Raw genomic sequence first — 17,632 nt, forward strand, 5'->3', positions numbered from 1 at the left:
GAACTCTCCCGTTGAAGCACGTATCAATTGGTGTGCCGAAAAGCTATGAGAGCGGGGCCACCCCCAACATCGGGGATCACTCCCAGTAGATCCCCGTTCCCCAAAGGGGTGACGCTCGTTGACCCCCTAGGGGATTAGGGGCATCGCTTGAGCGCCTCTTGTTCACCCGTGTAGGTACTGGTCGCTGCTGCGAACAGGTGAGGAAGAGACTTGGCGTACGTACTCGGAGTCGATGTCGGGACCACCCGCACGACTGCTGCCGTGTGCCGTCTCGACGGTGCCCGGGATGCCGAGATCGCCCTGGTGGTGCCGTCGTTTCTGCAGCTCACGGACGCTGGCACGTTCTCGGTCGGTGAGTTCGACGTGGCCGGTTGGACGGCCACCGGATTCCTGCGCAGAGTCGGTGACGCGGTGCCGTTCTCGCTGGGCCCGGAGACGTGCCCGGCCGAGGAGCTCACCGCGTTGCTGATCATGTGGGTCATCGGCGAGGTGGTCGCCCGAGAGGGTGAACAGCCCCGTCACGTGGCCGTCAGTCACCCGGCCGGGTGGGGCCCCTATCGCCGTGGCCAGCTCTACGGCGCGTTGCGGGCCGTTGGCGTGCACGACGTGACGCTCGTGCCAGAACCGTTGGCGGCTGCGGAGAACCACGCCGTGCGCGCTCGCGTGGTGCCGGACTCGTCGTTGGCCGTGTTCTCGCTGGGCAGTCACGCGTTCTCCGCGTCGGTCGTCCGTCGGTCGCAGTCGCGGACGTTCGAACTGGTCAACCACGTCGAGGGCATCGACCACCACACCGGCGGCGACTTCGACGACCTGCTCGGCGCGCTGGTGCGCGGCCGTCTCGGCAAGGACGGTGTCGTGTCGGCCGCCGAGTGCGAGGCGGCGAAGCGGGCGTTCGGCCCGTCGGTGGTCGTCGGTGGAGTCGAGATCACCCGTGACGAGTTCGTCGAGGAGATCCGCCCGTCCGTGGACCACCTGGTCAGCACGTTCGTTCGCGCGGTGGGCACTGTTCAGCCGGATGCGGTGCTGCTGGTCGGCGGTGGCTGCAGGATGCAGGTGATCGGCGACTCGCTGTCCGCCGCGGTCGACTGCCGCGTGCTGGCCGAGGCCGCGCCGGAGCACTCGGTCGCGAAGGGCGCCGCCGTCGCCGCGCGGCTGGTCGTGGTGGGTCCCGAAGCCGAGCCGGAACCGTTCGAGACCTCGGTTCTGGTGCACACCCGTGAGGCGTCGCTGCGGTTCCCGGTCGGCGAGATCACTCGTCCCGACGACGAGGAGTTCAGCGCCCCGCCGCCCCGCCCGCCGGTGGACGTGTCCCCGCTGGAACTGCCTCCGCGTCGGGTGAAGCGCGTGGCGAGCGCGCTGAATCCGGTCGGCCGGCGTTCGCGTTCTGAGAAGTCCGACAAATACGACGATGAGGACGGCCGTTGAGCGTGACCACGCGAGCCAGGTTGGTGCTGGACGCTTCCGTGCGAGGTGTCCTCGACCGGATCAACGACGCAGCCGAGGGCTCTCGCCTGCGCGTTGTCGTTGTGGCGCCTGGTGGTTACGGCAAGACAGCGTTGTTGGACGAGATCACCAACTCGGCTGTGCGTGTGGTCGATGACGCTCATCTGCTTGACGAGCCTGCTCTGCGTGCCTTGGCCGCTGAGCCGTTGCTGGTGGTGGCGTACCGGCCGTGGCCGCGTCGCGCGGCGTTGGCCGAGCTGAGCCGTGGTGCTGTTGTCGTGCAGCTGGCGCCCTTTTCGCGTGAGCAGGTCCGGGAGTTGCTGCACGCGCCCAAGCCTGTCGTGGACTTCGTGTTCGCGCAGACCGGTGGTGTGCCCGGGTTGGTCACTGCTCTTGGTGCTGTTTCCGAGGTTTCCCCCGAGGTGCTGAGCGCGTTTCGGTCAGAGCTCGACTGGCTGGATCCGGATCTGCAGAAGTTCCTGCTGGCGGCCGAGGCGGGTGCGGCTCAGCGGCTGGACTTGTTGTCCGCGTTGCTGGACAAGGACTTCGACGAGGTCAGCGACATCATCGAGGCTGCTCGGGCGACCGGGATGCTGGCCGAGGACGGCACCCTGCTGCCGTTGGCGCACCGGGCTGTCGTGGCGTTGACTCGTGCCGAGCGGCGGATCGCGGTTCGGCAGAAGCTGGCACAGCTGCAGCTCGAACGCGGCGGGCCGGTTCTGGAGCTGGTCCGGCCGTTGCTGGACACCGGAATCGGTGGGCCGGTGTTCGCGGCTGCTGCACGTGAGGCGTTGTCCTCGGATCCTGCTCTGGCAGCGCGGTTGTTCAAGGCTTCCACCGGCGGTGGAGCGGCGTCGGCGGAGACCGCTGCCGCCTGGGCCACTGCCTCGGCGATGGCCGGGGATCTTGATTCCGCTCTGCGGCTGGCTGATCAGGTGATCAGTGCCTCCGACACGCCGCATCGGCGTACGGCTGCCGAGGTCGCGGCGGTGGCGTTGGCGCACCGCGGGCAGCTGGCTCGGAGCACCGAGCTGTTCCGGTGGGCTGCGACGCCTTATGCGGCCGCGTTCGCCGGGATCGGGCTGATCGGAACCGGGCACCGGTTCGAGGAGACGCCGCCGCAGCCGCCGACGATGCTCGGCGGGGCTGCTTCCCTTATGCTGCAAGGTGTTCGACAGTCGGTTTCCGGAGCTGAGACCGCCGCTCTGTCGACTCTGGTGCGGGCCTCTTCGCTGCTCGAACCCGCCGGTGGCGCGGTGTTGCTGCCGGATTCGCCGGCCGCTCTGGCCGCGTTGGTCGCGGTGCACTGCGGTGAGCCGAACGTGGCCGAGTCCGTGCTGGACCGGGCCGTCGAGTGCTCGACCGGTGGTGTGCTGATGTCGGTGCGGCATCGGCTGTTGCAGTCGTGGCTGCACATGTTGCGGGGCAACCTGGCGGTGGCTCGTGAAGGGCTGATGGCCGTGCGTGGGGCGTTCGAGCCTCGCGACTGGATTTTTGCCGTGGCGCTCGAGGTCGGGGTGGCGCGGCGGAACAGCGATCTGGCTACTTTGCGTCGGACGTGGGAGCAGGCTTGTGAAGCCGTGCTCCGGCATCCTGTGGATCTCTATTCGTTGTTGCCGTTGGGGGAGTTCGCGGCTGCGGCGGCCCGGTTGAGGGATCAGGAGCGGTTGGCGCCGCACTTGGCTCAGGCACAGGCTTTGTTGCGCGGGCTGGGGAATCCGCCGTTGTGGACGACTCAGCTGCACTGGGGGCTGCTGCACGCGGCGATCATCGACGAGGACTCTGCTGCGGCTGAGTCGCATGCTGCCGCGTTGGCGGTCAATCGGGAGTACTCGCGGTACTGCGGGATCTTGTCCGGCGCGGCTGAGTGCTGGCTGGATGTCGTGGCCGGGAAGGTTGATGCGGATCGGGTCGAGGAGGCTGCTCGGAGTTTGCATGCCGTGGGGCTTTGGTGGGATGCGGCTCGGTTGGCTGGGCAGGCTGCGATTCGGACTTCTGATCGCCAGGCGATGGTTCGGTTGTTGGACTGTGCCCGGTTGCTGCAGGGGCGGGCGGTTTCCTCTCGGCGGGCTGGTTCTGGCGACTCGGAATCCGCTGGTGTGGTTGAGGATGCTGGAAAGCTGAGTGATCGGGAGAGGGAGGTTGCCCGGCTGGTTCTGGAGGGGATGACCTATCGGCAGGTCGGGGACCGGTTGTTCATCTCGGCCAAGACCGTTGAGCACCACATGGCTCGGATGAGGCAGCGGTTGGGGAGTACTTCTCGGTCTGATCTTCTGGCTCAGTTGCGGCATATCGTCGGGGGCTAGAGGGTGGCCGCCTGTCGGTGGCGCGCTGGCGCCGTTCGGCGCTGCTCGGGGGCCGGTTGGCGATCGCGGGCGGTATGGGTGGGTGGTGCGTGACAAAATTGCTCCGATCGAGCGAGTAGAAGGCGTCACGCTGCGGGATCTCGGTACGCCCGTTGGGGGGAAGAGGGTCGCGCACGAGGTCGTTGTGGTTTGCTGGCGGTAGGCTTCCGCACCGTTGCTCGCCGAGCAGGTCAGGTGGATGATTTGCCGAGCCAGGACGACGCGAGATCGTCACGCCCGCTGGGACGTGACGAGTTGGCGCGCGACTGGGCGATCAAGGTCAGCCGGACCGCGTACATACCGTTGTCTGCCGCGAAGCTCACTGAAGAGTTGCATGAGCTGCTGAACGTCGTGGCCGAGGCGTTGGCGCAGGATCCGGACGTTGCCTCCCAGGTTGGTGCTCGCCTGGTCGAGATCCACTGCGTTGGGGCTGAGAGCCTGCGGAAGTCCGTTGAGGTGCTGGCTGCGTTCGTGGCGCAGGAAGGTGCCGATGCGCACACGGCGGCGATGGTCATCGGGGCCGTGTCGGCGGCGTACACCGGTGCCATTCAGGCGTTCGTGCTGGAGCAGCAGGAGAGTGTCAGCCAGGCGCTGCTTCGGGCCAATCGGGCCGTGCAGCTGGACTTGCAGGCCAGTGAAGAGCGGTTCGAGGACATCTTCGCGCACTCGTCCACCGGCATTGCGATGGTCAGCTTGGACGGGGAGCTGGAGCGGGCCAACGAGGCGCTGTGCAACATCTTGAGGCGCGAGGATGTTGCCGGGATGACGTTGACGGACCTGATCGCGCCCGCGGATCTGCCGTTGATCAACGATGCGCTGGCCGGGCTGAAGTTCGGGCGGATGCGGAGGGTTGAGGAGCGGCCCCGGTTGATCGACCGGGATGGGGAGCACTTCCGGGTGTTGCTCGCGGCGACTGTGCAGAAGGACGCGGAGGACAACCCGAAGCACTTCGTGGTGATGATCGACGATGACAGCCAGCTGACGTTGCTGGGTGGGCGGTTGCAGTACCAGTCGTTGCACGATGCGCTGACCGGGTTGCCGAACCGGCAGTACCTGACGACGAGGCTGGAGTCGTTGCTGCACAGCGACATTGAACACGGAGTGACGCTGTACCACCTGGACCTGGACGCCTTCGCGGTGATCACGGACGGGCTGGGGCGGGAGATCGGCGACAAGGTGCTCAAGCTCGTGGCTGAGCGGTTGAGTGCCGTGTTCTCGAGCGAGAAGGCGATGGTGGCGCGGCTCGAAGGGGACGAGTTCGCGGTGCTGGTGGAGAACGGGGCCGAGACGCCGGACGTGGAGTCCACGATTCGGACCATTGAGCACGAACTGGCTGAACCGGTCTACTTCGGCGATCACGGGATCGCGGTGTCGGCGAGCATCGGTGTGCTGCCGCGGTTACATCCTGGAGGGCATCCCGCTGAGGTGCTGCGGGCGTCGGACATGACGTTGCGCAGGGCGAAGCGGAGTGGGCGGCGGCAGTGGGGGCTGCACGACGCGACGCAGGACAAGCGGGAGCAGGACGAGTTCGCGCTCGCTGCGGTGATGCCGGGGGCTTGGGAGAACGGCGAGATCGAGGTCGTGTTCAACCCCGTGATGAAGCTCGACGGGGCGGCGCGGGTGTGCGTCGAGGCTGAGCTGAACTGGCGGCACCGGGACGTCGGGCTGATCGCGCACGAGAAGTGCGTGTCGATGGCCGAGCACACCGGGTTGATGTTGCCGCTGGGCGAGTGGATGTTGCGCAGGGCTGCCGAGGCGGCTTGCGTGCACGACGAGATTCTTGCGGTGTGCCTGACGGAGAGCATGGCCAACAGTCCGGACCTGGTGCGGGACGTGCGGCGGGTGCTGGCGGACACCGGGTTGCCTGCTGCGCGGTTGCTGCTCGGGTTCCCGGTGCACGTGCTGGCGTCCGAGGACAGCGAGGCAGCCGACAACCTGGATCTGTTGTCGGACATGGGGATTCACATCGGGGCGCGCGACTTCAAGGGGTCGACGGCCGAGATCGAGCTGGTGCGGGCGCTCGGCGTGAAGGCCGTGCGGATCAAGGGGCGTCGCCAGAAGCCCGATGAGCTGGTGTCGCACGTGCTCAGCGACCTCGTCGGGTTCGTGCACGAGGCCGGTGGGCTCGTCGTGATCGACGCGATCGAGGACGCTGAGCAGCGGGACTGGTGGAATGAGCTCGGCGCCGACGCCGGGGTCGGGCCGGTGTTCTGCTTGGAGCCGACTACTGAGTGGCCCGACGCGGGCTGAGGTGCACGAGGATCAGCGCGAAGCCCGCGATGGTCACCATGCGCAGGGCGGCGGTGATGCCGTTCCAGTCCTTCGACTGCCACATGGCGAACCACTCGCCGCCGACGGTGATGAAGCCGCCGAGGAACAGGGCCACGATCATCAGCAGGCCGGCGGACGCGAACTTGCGCGCGCTGTCCTCCTTGTCGCGGATGTAGGCGATGGTGCCCGCGGTCAGCAGGACCGCTGAGATCGCCTCCCAGACGATGATCGCGACGTAGACGATCGTGACCGCGGCGGGGCTGGTGATGGCCCGCCACTTCAGCTCTTTGCCGAACGTGGTGTCCATCGAGAGGACGTGCTTCACGAACGCCTCGTTCGTGCCGTAGTCCGTGACGTTGCCGAGCACCACGAGAAGCATGTTGAGAGCGATGAACCCGACGGTCACCGCCACAACCGCGCGCAAGCTGCCGACCCGAGCAAGTAGACGCATGGCGCGGACAGTAACCGATGAGGTGCGGGCAGTGAGGCGGGTTGGATCTTCTCCCATCCGCTGGGCGTGTTCGCCGGAGTCAGCAGGGGTTTTGGAACGGCACCTGGGGCAGCCGGGACTGCCACAGCTGTTCGGTCAGCGCGCCTCGTGAGGCCGCGCAGATGCGGTCTGTCTCGTGCGCGATGTCGAGGTCGAGCAGGCGCAGCACGCCGTCGCCGGAGGTGACCATCAGCACCCGGCTGTTCGGTCTGAACAGAACGTACGGCTCGGCACCGGAGGCGAGCACCATCGGCAGGCCCATCGCGGTCGCCTCGGCCGGATTGCTGATGTCCCACAACCGGAACGTGTTGTCCGCGCTGCCGCTCGCGAGCGTCTTCCCGTCGGGCGTCACCGAGAGCGAGGTGACCCCCTGGGTCTGGCCGGTGAGGACGCCGAGCGACACCGGCTTCTCCCGGTCGCGCACGTCGAAGAGCCGGATCGCCTTGTCGGCTCCGCCGGTGATCAGCGTCCGGCTGTCCGGGGTGTAGGCCACGCGCAGCACCGGCTCGTGGTGGTCGTCGACCGGCTTGCCCAGCAGCCGTGGTTTCGCGGGGTCGGTCATGTCCCACAGCCGGAACGTGCGGTCGCTGCTCACGGTCACCAGGGTCTTGCCGTCCGGGCTGAACGTCAGGTCGTTGATGTACCCGTCGTGCCCCGTCAGCGGATCACCCAGCTGGACGGGGTGTGCGGGGTCGCTGATGTTCCACACCCGCAGCGACTTGTCGTCGTTGCCGGTCACCATGGTTCTGCCGTCGGGGGAGAACGCGAGCGGGTTGGTGAACCTGGTGGTGACCGAGATCGGCGGTCCGAGCGGCACGACGTGCGCGGGATCGCGCGCGTCCCACAGTCGTACCTTCCCGTCGCCGGACGCGGAGCCGAGCACCTTGTCGTCCTGCGTGAGCTTCGCCTTGAAGGCCGTCTTGTCCGGGACGGCCTGCGGCCCTCCGATCGGCTTGAGCGCGAACGGTTCCGTGTTGTCCCACAGCTGCAACAGCTTGCCGCCGTTGCCGCTCAAGAGCAGTTTGCCGTCCGCGTTGAACGCGGGAGGTCCCACGTTGGTGGCGGCGATCGGCACCTGGTTCTGCGGCAACGACCACAGCCGGACCGAGTTCTCGTTCGCCCCGGTCGCGAGGGTGCGGCCGTCCGGGGAGAAGCCGACGGCGAACAGACCGCCGCTGGGCGCCGCGAGCGGCTTGCCGAACTTGGTCGGGTTGGCGGGGTTGGTGACGTTCCACAACCGGGCGGTGGCGTCCGACGCGCCGCTCGCCAGGAGATGTCCGTCGGGGCTGAACTTCACCGACCACACGGGGCCGGAGTGGCCGACGAGCGCGTCCCCGACCGGGCTCTGCGTGGCCGGGTCCCACAGCCGCACGGTCTGGTCGTCGCTGCCGGACGCGATGAGCTTGCCGTCGGGGCTGAACGTCACCGAGTGCACGCCGTTGGTGTGCCCGGTCATCGGCTTGCCGATCATGGTCCGGGTCGCGACGTCCCAGACGCGGACCATCTGGTCGTCGCCGGACGTGGCGAGCGTCTTGCCGTCGGGGGAGAAGGCGAGCGTCCTGACCGCCGCGGTGGCGCCGCGCAGCGGTTCACCGAGCGGCGTCGGGTTCGCCGGGTCGCTGACGTTCCACAGCCGTGCGGTCTTGTCCTCGTTCGCCGCGGCGAGCGTCTTGCCGTCCGGGCTGAACTCCAGCAGGTAGCTGGTGCCGTTGCCCGTCTCGATGGACTTGAGGAGCTTCGGCGCGGCCCTGTCGGTGATGTCCCAGAGCTTGATCGTCTTGTCGTTGCCGGTGGTGGCGAGCACCTTGTCGTCGGGGGAGAACACCGCGGAGGTGAGCCAGTCCTTGTGACCGGTGATCACCGCCAGCGGCTTCGGGTTCGAGCGGTCGCGCACGTCCCACAGGCGTGCGGTGCGGTCGTAGCTCGCCGTCGCGAGGACCGTGCCGTCCTTGGTGAACGACGTCAGGTAGACCGCGCCGGTGTGCCCTTGCAGCGGCACGGACAACGGGGTCTGCTGGTTCGCGATCAGCTTGGAGGCCACGTCCTGGTCGTCCGGCCGCATCCGGTGCGCGGCGAGCAGCATCTGCGCGGCGAGCGACGGATCGGTGTCGGCGATCCGGTCCGCCTCGGCCACGACCTGGCCGAACACCGCGTCGTTGCGCTGCCGCACGGCGATCACCGCGGCGCTGGCCGCGATCAGCGCGAACACCACCACGAGCGCGACCGCGCTGCGGCGCAGCCAGGTGCTCTTGCGGTGCTGGCGCTCTGAGGCCCGCACGAACTCCTTCGCGAGCGTGGTGACCTGCTGCTGCCGCGCGCCTTCCAGCCGTGCGCCGCGGTAGAGCAACGACGAGTCGCGGTCGCTCGACGCCCACGTCGCCGCGTCCTCCTCCAGCCGCTGCCGGGCGAGGTTGCCGGCCCGGTCCTCGTCGATCCAGCTGCGCAGCCGGGGCCAGGCGTGCAGCAACGCCTCGTGCGTGATCTCCACGCTGCCGGCGTCGACCGTGATCAGGCGGGCGCGGGTGAGGACCTCGAGCGCGCGTTCCGTGGCGGTGTGGTTCGCGGCCGCCTCGAGCAGGTTGTGGCGGCTCGAGCGACGGCGGGTGTCCTGCGTGTCGTCGCCGACCCGGACCAGGCGCAGGAGCAGCTGCCGGCCGGCTGCCTGACCGGACTCGTCGAGGTCGGACCAGGCGCGTTCGGCCGTGGTGGCGACGGCGCCCTGGATGCCGCCCGCGGCCCGGTAACCGGCGATCGTGAGGCGGCCCGCCTGCCTGCGCTGCCACGTGACCAGCAGGGCGTGGCTGAGCAGCGGGAGCGCGCCGGCGTCGTAGGCGTCCTTGCCGCGGCGGTTGTGCGCGCCGAGGTCGCGCAGCATGAGGTCGACCAGACCCGGTTCGAGCTGCAGGCCGGCGGCCTTGGCCGGGTTCGCGACCGCGTCGCGCACCTCGGCGGACGACATCGCGCCGAGCACCATCTGACGGTTCTGCAGGGCCTCGGCGAGCTCGGGGAAGTCGAGGCAGCGGGCGTAGAAGTCGGCCCGCACGCCCAGCAGGACCGACGTCTTCTCCGCGGCCGCGTGCAGGGCCTGCACGAAGACCCGCAACCGGTTCTCGTCGCCGCCGAGGGTGAACGCCTCCTCGAACTGGTCGACGACCAGCACCCTGTCGCCGACCGCGAGCTGCACCTCGTGTGCGAACTCGACCAGCGCCTCGGAGTCGGCGGCGGCCTCGAGCGTGAGGATCAGGTCCGGCACCTGGAGCGCGAGCTCCTTGAGTGGATCGGTGCCGGGGGAAATGATGACTGCGTCTTTCCCGAGCCGGGGAAGAACACCGGCCTTCATCAAACTCGACTTGCCGGCACCGGACGCGCCGACGAGCATCGTGATGCCGTTCTCGTTGATTCTGGCGAGAAGGGTGTTCGTCGCCCTTTCCCGGCCGAAGAACCAATTCGCGTCCTGCGGTCCGAATGCGCTCAATCCCATGTACGGGCAGACGGCGCTGTCTTCCTGCGGGGGCGCGTCCGTTTCCGTGACCGGGCTCGCGAGCGCCTCTTCCCAGAGAATGCGCCACGCGTCCAGGTCGTACAGCCCGTCGATCGCCGGCTGGGGCTTCCGCTTGCGCGCCTCGCCGACGAGGATCTCCAGCACGGCGCTCAGCCCGCTGAACCTGGCGGGGACGTTGCGCCCTCGCCGCCAGTCGCTGACGCGCTGCGCCGGTACGCGAACCGGTCTGCCCTGCTCGTCCGTTCGGCGGGCACGGGCGACCGACTCCGTGACCCGCTTCAGGGGTGGGTCACCTGCCTCCGCGTAGAGCAGCGCGAAGCGCTCCGCGAAGACGCCACGGGGTCCCAAGGGCCCTCCACCTCGTCCGGACCGGAAAACGTGGACCGCCCGTCTGAGCTGCGGCGCACGCGCCGGACGGGCTGTCCTCCGCCCACCCTAACGAGGTGGTCTGACAACCTCGACCGCACGTCCTTCACGAGACACGGGAGACCGTCAAAGTGGCAGTGACCAACTGGGGCAAGGTTTCCACGGCTGAGGAGCACTGGGGGTCTCCTCAGCCGTGGCCCGGGCCAAGCGAATGGCAGGGCGCGGCCTGCTAGATCAGGCTGCCCTCCACAGCGCATCCGCTTCTGGTTGCTTGGGCTGAACCCTGTTCGGATCTGGCAGATACGTTTCCGTCGGCAGCGTCACGTAGGTGATGCTCTCCGGTTTCAACGCGGTGAGTTTTCCCGCGAGGTCCGCCAATTTCGAGATCGACCCGATTTCCTCGTCCGTGACGATCGACTTCGTCAGCACGTCCGCGAGCTGGAATGTTTTCTGCGGGCTCGCGAGCCAGTTCTCGCCTGCGATCTTCTCGCTCAGCGCCCGCATGAACAGCTGCTGGTTCTTGATGCGGTTGAGGTCGCTGCCGTCACCGATGCTGTAGCGGGTCCGCACGAATGCGAGCGCCTGCGTTCCGTCGAGCTTGGTCGGCCCGGCCGGCACGTGCAGCCCGCTCTTGTCGTCGTCGATCGGCTCCGGGACGTTGATGTCGATGCCGCCGAGCCGGTCGATGACGTCGCGGAAGCCGTTGAAGTCGATCTGGACGAAGTGGTCGATCCGGATGCCGCTCATCTGCTCGACCGTGGCCACCGTGCACGCCGCGCCGCCGGTGGAGAAGGCGCTGTTGAACATGGCGATGCTCGCCGGTGGGTGGTTGCCGCACCTCGGCCGCGGGACCATCGTGTCGCGCGGGATGCTGACGACCCTGGCCTGGTCACCGGCGGCGTTGAGCTGCACGACCATGGCGGTGTCGGACCGGCCGTCGTCCTTGCCGATCAGGAGGATGTTGAGCGGGCGGCCGGGCGTCGACGGAGGCCTGGGGTGGGTGATCTCCTTGGCCAGATCGACGGTCTTGAGATTGCTCTCGAGCTTCCAGTAGGAACCCCCGACCACGACGCCCGCCGTGATGACCACGGCGGCCCCCGAGACCGCGAGCCATCGTTTCAAGTGGACGTTCATACCCTCGACGGTCCCGGCTGTTTGTCCGGATCCCGTCGGTGGTTCGTCATGGTTGTGTCACAGCGTGCCTCAGCTGGTCGAGGAAGACGTCGTGCTGGGTCGTGACGGCGTACTTGGCCTTCGTGCGTTCGGTGGCGATGTCCCGGCCGAACGGGCTGCCCTCGGCGAGGAACCGCTGGTCGGCCACGAGAGCGCCGCGGGTGTAGCGGCCGGTGAGCTCGATGGCGAACCGGTCTTCGGTGTACGTGGCGAGATCCGGGTCGAGCATGATCGCGGCGGCGAGCGGGTCGTGCGGGACGAAGCCGGTCCTGCCGAGGAAGCTGCCGTAGAAGTCGGCGTAGAAGCCGAGAATCTTGCGTGCGTAGTTGTGCGGTGGAAGCGCTTCCAGCCACTCTCCCGGTGCGTGACTGGCCATCGTGACGTCGAGGCCGACGATCGTCAGGTCCTCGAAGCCCGCCTGCAGCACGAGGTCGGCGGCTTCCGGGTCGTGCCAGAAGTTGGCCTCCGCGTAGCTCGTGATGTTGCCGGGGACGTTGAGCGCGCCACCCATGATGACGACCTTGTCGATGAGGCGGGGGAGCTGTGGCTCGATCTGCAGCGCCAGTGCCACGTTGGTGAGCGGGCCGATGGCGAGCAGGTTCAGCTCGCCGGGGTTCGTTCGGGCCAGGCGGGCGAGCTGCTCCGCGGCGCTTTCGTTCGTGTGTGCCGTGGTGGGTTCGTCTCCGGCGTGGCCGCCCAGGCCGTCCTCGCCGTGGACGTTCTCGGCGGTCATGAGCGGCTGTGCGAGTGGCCTGGCGGCGCCTTTCGCCACCGGAGCCTTGATCCCGAGGCGTTCGGTGAGCCGCAGGGCGTTGGCCGTGGCCTGCTCGACCGGCACGTTTCCGTGCACCGTGCCGATCGCGACGATTTCGGCGTCCGGCCGGGCACGCAGGTAGTACAAAGCAAGGGCATCATCGATGCCGGGATCCGCGTCGACGATGATCCGCATGCACTCGATCATGCCACCGGGGGATGACATGACAGTCCGACTTGCCGAGGTTTCCGACGCTGCTGACGTTGCGCTGGTGCACGTGCGCACCTGGCAGGTCGTCTATCGCGGCCACATGCCGGACGAGCTGCTCGACAACCTCTCCGTGGAAGCGCGCACATCGATGTGGGAACGCCTCATCCCGTCCGGCGGGGTGTGGGTGGCGTTGCTCGACGGGGCGGTCGTCGGGTTCGCCTCCACCGGGCCGTCGCGTGATGCGGATGCGGCTTCCGAGCTCTACGCGATCTACCTGCTGCCCTCGGCGTGGGGATCCGGGCTGGCCGAGCCGCTCCTGACGACGGCTTTGTCCGGAATGACCGACACCGTTCTGTGGGTGCTGGAAGACAATCCTCGGGCTCGTCGGTTTTACGAACGCTTGGGATTTGTTGTGGATGGCATGACCCGGGTCGAGGAGTTCGGCTCCTCCGTTGTCAAAGAGGTTCGTTACCGTCGCAGCTAGAAACAGTTGCACATAAGACATTCCCCTCTTTTGGCGGTATGTGCTCGACTTGCTCGTGTCCGAAGTGGATGGTCCGGTCTGGTGAGCCTGTGGAACTGGAATGGCTGCGGCTGGCCCGTACCCGCCGGCTGCTGGCTGTACCTGGCTTTCGCGGTGGCGGTGACGCTCGCCACGACCGTCGCACTGGTGGCCGTGGGACTCAGCCGCGCACCCCGTGCGCGGCCAGCGCCTCGAGGAACCGGTCGGCGTCAACCGGCGTGATCACCGGCTGCATGGGGCCGCCCAGGTCGAGCACGAGGCCCACCGACTTGCGGTGACGGCGGAAGTCCAGGTTGAACCACTGGGTGAAGTTGCCGCTTCCCCAGACGCGGTACTTGCCCCTCAGTTCGGTGAGGGCGTACCGCCGCACCGAGCGGATCCGGTCGTAGCGCACGCGCTTCGCCAGCCCGAACGGGAAGTAGTAGCGGCGGATCACCAGTTCGGTGTCCTGGCAGGCGATGAGACCGTCGTCGTAGTTCGTGGAGCTCTGCATGGGATCACTCCGGATTGAGGATGTACAGCCCGCCGATCGAGCCGTCGGTGTTGAAGGTGACGCGGGCTTTCATCTCGGCCTCGGCGAACGCGAGCGGGATGTCGACGATCGTGTACCCGCCCTTCTTCGTCACCGCGGCGGTACCGGTGTCCCGCAGCTCGCCGAGGTTGCTCACCAGCTGCCGCCACACCGCCCCGAGCTCGTCCACGCCGAGTTTCGAGCTCATCAGCGCGTCGAACATGGCGTGCACGGCCGCGAACTCGCCGTTGCCCAAGTGCGCCACCACCTGCGTGGCCTGCCGCACACTGGCCACAGTGGACTCCGTCATCTCCGCGCCCCCGAAGCGTTGCTGAGCGGCCTGCCTGCTGACGTGCAGCAGCTCGCCGATCTCGGCCCACGTGGCACCCCCGTCGCGAGCCAGCACGACCAGTGCCCGCGTGGCGTCCTCGGTCAGTGCCGCAAGTGACAACGCGCCCACCAATGCCTCACGCGCGGGTCCTTCGCCCTCCAGCGCCCGCGCGACCAGCTCGGCGTTGTGCCTGATCAGCCCAGCCAAATTCACCCTTGTCAAGGTAGCGTTGACAGATTTTGCTGTCAACCCAGCCTTGACACGGCCAGAAAGGTTCGCCTTCGACCTGCGCCGGCTCCGAACAGCCGCGGGCACGCCGTCCTGCCGCGAACTGGCCCAGCGCCCCCACTACTCGACCAGGCTCCCGGCCGGTCCGACTGGTGGCCGCTGGTCCGCGCGGCTCTGGCCGGTGCGGCCGCGGCGGCAGCGTTGATCGGTTTTCCGGCGGTTGTCCGACGTGCCGTTCTCGGTGCGGTGCTGCTTCCGGCAGGCCCGGCCTCGGCCGCGATCGGCGGACCCGACTGCCCGGAGAAGGCGCCGGCGGCTGCCACGTTCATCAGGCACGTGCAGCCGCCGTTCTGCCTGGGCTACGACCAGTACCGCCTGCAGTCGGGCGAGCCGTTCCAGGTCTACTGCTGAAACACCGATCAGGCCTTGCCCGGTTGCCGGGCAAGGCCTGATCGTCAGCGTCGCAGGGTGATCTCGTCGATCAGCGCACCGTCCTCGTCGAGCGCGCGGATCTTCATCGTCTTCCCCGTGACGTCCACGGCCGTGATGCCGTAGCCGCGGTAGCGCACCCGTGACCAGGTGACCTTGGTGTCCGTGGACTTGTCGCTGTTCTTCTTGAAGCAGCGCATGGTCGGCGTGCCGCTGTTGTTCTCGTGGTCCAAATAGGACTCCGGCGCGTCCTTGTAGAACTTGTCGAGCGCCTGGCCGCCACCTCCGGCCGTGATGTAGGTGGTACCGGTCTTGGCGCTCTTGCCCGCCTTGATCGGGTCGGTGCGCTCGTAGACCCGGTTGTGCGCGTTGAGCACGAGGTCGACCTGGTACTTGTCGAACAACGGTGCCCACTTCTGCTGCGCGATGCTCTCCGCGCCGCCGTCCGATGTGGAGTACGTGGCGTGGTGCAGGTAGACCACGATGAAGTCGATCTTCGGGTTGGAGCGGTGGTCGGCGAGTTGCTTTTCCAGCCAGGTGAGCTGCTTGCCCTTGGTGTGGTCGAGGTTCGCGATGTTGCGGCTGCAGATGTCGTTGCCGTCCAGGCTGATCAGCCCGATGTTCTGGTACCGCCACGCGTAGATGCCGGTCGACCCGCTCCAAGCGTTGTCCGGCATGGTGAAGCGCGCCTTGACGCCACCGTAGCCGTTGGGGGAGTACCACTCCTCCATCTCGCGGTTGCCGAGCGTGATCATCCACGGTGTCGTCGCCGCGACGAGCTCGTTCTGCGCGAACAGCGAGTTCCACCTGGCGGCGTCGTACTTGTCCGTGTCGGGGTGCCCGCCTTCGGCGTTCTTCGTACCGCTGTGGATCGCGTAGCTCAGGTTGCCGAGCGCGAGGTGGAACGCCGGGTTCTGGTCCGCGGTGAGGCTGTTGAGCTTGCGCGCGTTGTAGCCGTACCCCTGATCGCCGAACGCGGTGAAGGTGAATGGCGTGTTCACCGTTGGCGCAGTGCGGAACTGGGCCACCTCGCCGCGCCGTTGGCTGGTGGTGGGGTCGTAGTTGTCATGCCCCACAACGTAGAAGTACGTAGTGTCCGGCTTCAGGTTGTCGAGCTTGACGTGCAGGTAGTACTGGTACATGGGATTCGGGCCGTGCGGCGGGAAGCTGTGGTCGCCTTCCTGCCAGCCGATCTCGCTCTTGAGCGTGCGAAGCTCGGCGCTGATCTTCGCGCCGAAGCTGCCCGCTTCGGTGGCGATCCGGACGTACGGCCCGTTGACCTTCTCCAGCTGCTGCCAGGAGATCACGACCTGCTTCTCCGGATTCGCGCCGAACGCGATGTGCCTGCCGACGGGCCTGATCCTCAGCCCGTCCGGCGCCTTCGCCGTTGCCGACAGGAGCTTGAACAACGACCGCCGCGTGGTCTCAGTCATCTCTGCGCCTTCCCTCAGCCACGCCGGATCGTGAGCTCGTCGATCAACGCACCCGTCTCGGTGAGCGCCCTGACCTTCATCTGTGCGGGCGCGTTACCGGTTTTCGGCGTCACGTCAACAGAAACCAGCCCGTACCCGCGATACCGCACCCGCGACCAGGTGACCTTGACGAGCTTCTCCTCACCGTCCTCCTGGTCGACCCGCATCGTCGCCGTGGCGTCCTTGACGTTGCCGAAGTAGGAGTCGCCGGCCTTCTCGTCCTGCCAGCTGTTGATGCTCTCCCCGCCACCACCCGCCGTGATGTACGTGGTGCCGTCCTTGACGGGGTTGACGGTGGACTTGATGTCCGCCTTCTTCGTGCCCTTGCCGGCCTTGATCGGGTCCGTCCGCTCGTAGACGTGGTTGTGCCCGTTGAGAACCAGGTCCACCTGGTACTGGTCGAACAACGGCGCCCACCGCTTCTGCGCGCCGACCTCGGACCCGTTGTTGCCGGACGTCGAGTACGTGCACTGGTGGCAGTAGACGACGATGAAGTCGATCTTCGGATCTTTCCGGAACTTCTCCAGCTGCGCCTTGAGCCAGACCTGCTGTTTGCCCTCGGTGTAGTCGAGGTTGGCGTCGCTGTTGTAACAGATGTCGTTGCCGTCCAAGCTGATCAGCCCGACGTTCAGGTACCGCCACGAGTAGATGCAGGTCGAGCCGTCCCAAGCGTTGTCGGGCATGGTGAACCGCGCCCGCATCCCGCCGTACCCGTTCTTGTCGTACCAGCTCTCCATCTCGTGGTTGCCGAGCGCCACCATCCACGGCGTCGTAGACGCGATCAGCTCGTTCTGAGCGAAGAACGAGTCCCACTTCCGCGCGTCGAACGCGTCATCGGGCCTGCCGCCCTCCCCGTCGTTGGCGTAGCTCAAATCGCCCATCGCGAGGTGGAACTGCGGCCCGAGGTCGGCAATGAGGCTGTTGGTGGCCAACGCGTTGTAGCCAACCCCTTGGTCCCCGAAGGCCGTGAAGCTGAACGGCTCGTTGCTGCTCGGCGCCGTCCTGAACGTGCTGAACTCCGTGGGCTCGAACCCCCGGTGCCCAACCACGTAGTAGTACGTCGTGTTCGGCACCAGATCGTTGATCTGGACGTGCTGGTAGTACTGCGTCACGGCCTTCCCGAGATGCGGCGAGACCGTGAACAGCGCGCCCTTCTCCTGCCACGCCAAGTCACTCGTCAGCGTCCTGGTCTCAGCCTTGATCGCCTCGCCGTACTCGCCAGGCCCAGTCCCGAGCCTGATGTACGGCTCCTGAACGTTGGCCGGCACCTGCCACGACACCACAACCTGCCTGGTCGGATCGGCCCCGAACGCGAGGTGCCGCCCGAACGGCCGCAACGCCTGGCCGAGGTCGTCACCCTTGAGGAAGACGTCCGGCGCAGGTGAGTCGGCTTGCGCACCGGCCTGCACGATGCCGAGGTTCGCCGCCGCCAGCACCGCCCCACCCGCCGCCCCGGCCTTGAGCACGCCGCGCCGCGAGTACCTCCGCCGCGCGTCCTCGTACAGCTCCTGAAGCCGCGGACCGTTCTGTGACCTGCGTCGCGGAGGCACACTCATACTGCGGAAATTAGGAAACTTTCTTTAC

Annotated in this window: 13 protein-coding genes; 5 read left to right on the top strand and 8 right to left on the bottom strand. The window is 67.4% G+C overall.

The window, feature by feature from the left end:
* Window positions 1–210: 210 nt before the first annotated feature.
* The 3 genes from UK23_RS13545 to UK23_RS13555 all read left to right on the top strand — a co-directional run bounded on the left by UK23_RS13545 (window position 211) and on the right by UK23_RS13555 (window position 6,038).
* Entirely contained in the window at window positions 211–1,425 is a 1,215-nt protein-coding gene (locus tag UK23_RS13545; protein WP_045311828.1) for an Hsp70 family protein, read from the top strand.
* Window positions 1,426–1,427: 2 nt separating this feature from the next.
* Window positions 1,428–3,749 carry a helix-turn-helix transcriptional regulator gene (locus UK23_RS13550; RefSeq protein ID WP_082114627.1) on the top strand — a complete coding sequence of 774 codons (2,322 nt, stop codon included), beginning with the start codon at window positions 1,428–1,430 and terminating at the stop codon, window positions 3,747–3,749.
* 234 nt (window positions 3,750–3,983) lie between these two features.
* Window positions 3,984–6,038 carry a diguanylate cyclase domain-containing protein gene (locus UK23_RS13555; RefSeq protein ID WP_045311829.1) on the top strand — a complete coding sequence of 685 codons (2,055 nt, stop codon included), beginning with the start codon at window positions 3,984–3,986 and terminating at the stop codon, window positions 6,036–6,038.
* Here the strand turns inward: UK23_RS13555 and UK23_RS13560 are convergent.
* The 4 genes from UK23_RS13560 to UK23_RS13575 all read right to left on the bottom strand — a co-directional run bounded on the left by UK23_RS13560 (window position 6,013) and on the right by UK23_RS13575 (window position 12,539).
* On the bottom strand, window positions 6,013–6,510 hold the full coding sequence (locus UK23_RS13560; RefSeq protein WP_045311830.1) for a DUF2165 domain-containing protein: 498 nt from the start codon (window positions 6,508–6,510) through the stop codon (window positions 6,013–6,015). The two genes, UK23_RS13555 and UK23_RS13560, sit on opposite strands and share 26 nt — an antisense overlap.
* A 79-nt stretch (window positions 6,511–6,589) precedes the next feature.
* A complete protein-coding gene (locus UK23_RS13565; protein WP_045311831.1) occupies window positions 6,590–10,399 on the bottom strand; it encodes a WD-40 repeat protein in 3,810 nt (1,269 codons plus the stop codon).
* 252 nt (window positions 10,400–10,651) lie between these two features.
* Window positions 10,652–11,551, bottom strand: a complete 900-nt coding sequence (locus tag UK23_RS13570; RefSeq protein WP_045311832.1) for an LCP family protein — start codon at window positions 11,549–11,551, stop codon at window positions 10,652–10,654.
* Between the two features lie 46 nt (window positions 11,552–11,597).
* A complete protein-coding gene (locus UK23_RS13575; RefSeq protein WP_045311833.1) occupies window positions 11,598–12,539 on the bottom strand; it encodes a nucleoside hydrolase in 942 nt (313 codons plus the stop codon).
* Between UK23_RS13575 and UK23_RS13580 the strand changes: the two genes are divergently transcribed.
* Complete coding sequence (locus UK23_RS13580; RefSeq protein WP_196777725.1) at window positions 12,538–13,038, top strand: GNAT family N-acetyltransferase; 501 nt, start codon at window positions 12,538–12,540, stop codon at window positions 13,036–13,038. The genes UK23_RS13575 and UK23_RS13580 overlap by 2 nt on opposite strands.
* Before the next feature lie 199 nt (window positions 13,039–13,237).
* On the opposite strand, the gene UK23_RS13585 is transcribed toward UK23_RS13580, so the two are convergent.
* Together UK23_RS13585 and UK23_RS13590 are read right to left on the bottom strand one after the other, a co-directional pair.
* Window positions 13,238–13,570: a hypothetical protein gene (locus UK23_RS13585; RefSeq protein ID WP_045311834.1), complete on the bottom strand. Its 333-nt coding sequence runs from the start codon at window positions 13,568–13,570 to the stop codon at window positions 13,238–13,240.
* A 4-nt stretch (window positions 13,571–13,574) separates the two neighbouring features.
* A complete protein-coding gene (locus UK23_RS13590) occupies window positions 13,575–14,132 on the bottom strand; it encodes a DUF3887 domain-containing protein (protein WP_156213078.1) in 558 nt (185 codons plus the stop codon).
* Between the two features lie 261 nt (window positions 14,133–14,393).
* Between UK23_RS13590 and UK23_RS51510 the strand changes: the two genes are divergently transcribed.
* The gene (locus tag UK23_RS51510) at window positions 14,394–14,558 is read left to right on the top strand and encodes a hypothetical protein (RefSeq protein ID WP_156213079.1); all 165 of its coding nucleotides are present in this window, start codon (window positions 14,394–14,396) and stop codon (window positions 14,556–14,558) included.
* A 44-nt stretch (window positions 14,559–14,602) separates the two neighbouring features.
* On the opposite strand, the gene UK23_RS13595 is transcribed toward UK23_RS51510, so the two are convergent.
* Together UK23_RS13595 and UK23_RS13600 are read right to left on the bottom strand one after the other, a co-directional pair.
* Window positions 14,603–16,009, bottom strand: a complete 1,407-nt coding sequence (locus UK23_RS13595) for a purple acid phosphatase family protein (RefSeq protein ID WP_045311835.1) — start codon at window positions 16,007–16,009, stop codon at window positions 14,603–14,605.
* 14 nt (window positions 16,010–16,023) lie between these two features.
* Window positions 16,024–17,604, bottom strand: coding sequence for a purple acid phosphatase family protein (locus UK23_RS13600; RefSeq protein ID WP_045311836.1), 1,581 nt, complete (start codon window positions 17,602–17,604; stop codon window positions 16,024–16,026).
* Window positions 17,605–17,632: the final 28 nt, after the last annotated feature.

The sequence above is a fragment of the Lentzea aerocolonigenes genome (assembly GCF_000955955.1).
GTDB lineage: Bacteria > Actinomycetota > Actinomycetes > Mycobacteriales > Pseudonocardiaceae > Lentzea > Lentzea aerocolonigenes_A.

What these genes read in the sequence shown, in the direction of transcription:
- UK23_RS13560 (WP_045311830.1), bottom strand. Translation starts at nt 6,510, where the DNA reads ATGCGTCTACTTGCTCGGGTCGGCAGCTTGCGCGCGGTTGTGGCGGTG.
- UK23_RS13570 (WP_045311832.1), bottom strand. Translation starts at nt 11,551, where the DNA reads ATGAACGTCCACTTGAAACGATGGCTCGCGGTCTCGGGGGCCGCCGTG.
- UK23_RS13580 (WP_196777725.1), top strand. Translation starts at nt 12,538, where the DNA reads ATGCACTCGATCATGCCACCGGGGGATGACATGACAGTCCGACTTGCC.
- UK23_RS13575 (WP_045311833.1), bottom strand. Translation starts at nt 12,539, where the DNA reads ATGCGGATCATCGTCGACGCGGATCCCGGCATCGATGATGCCCTTGCT.
- UK23_RS13585 (WP_045311834.1), bottom strand. Translation starts at nt 13,570, where the DNA reads ATGCAGAGCTCCACGAACTACGACGACGGTCTCATCGCCTGCCAGGAC.
- UK23_RS13595 (WP_045311835.1), bottom strand. Translation starts at nt 16,009, where the DNA reads ATGACTGAGACCACGCGGCGGTCGTTGTTCAAGCTCCTGTCGGCAACG.
- UK23_RS13600 (WP_045311836.1), bottom strand. Translation starts at nt 17,604, where the DNA reads ATGAGTGTGCCTCCGCGACGCAGGTCACAGAACGGTCCGCGGCTTCAG.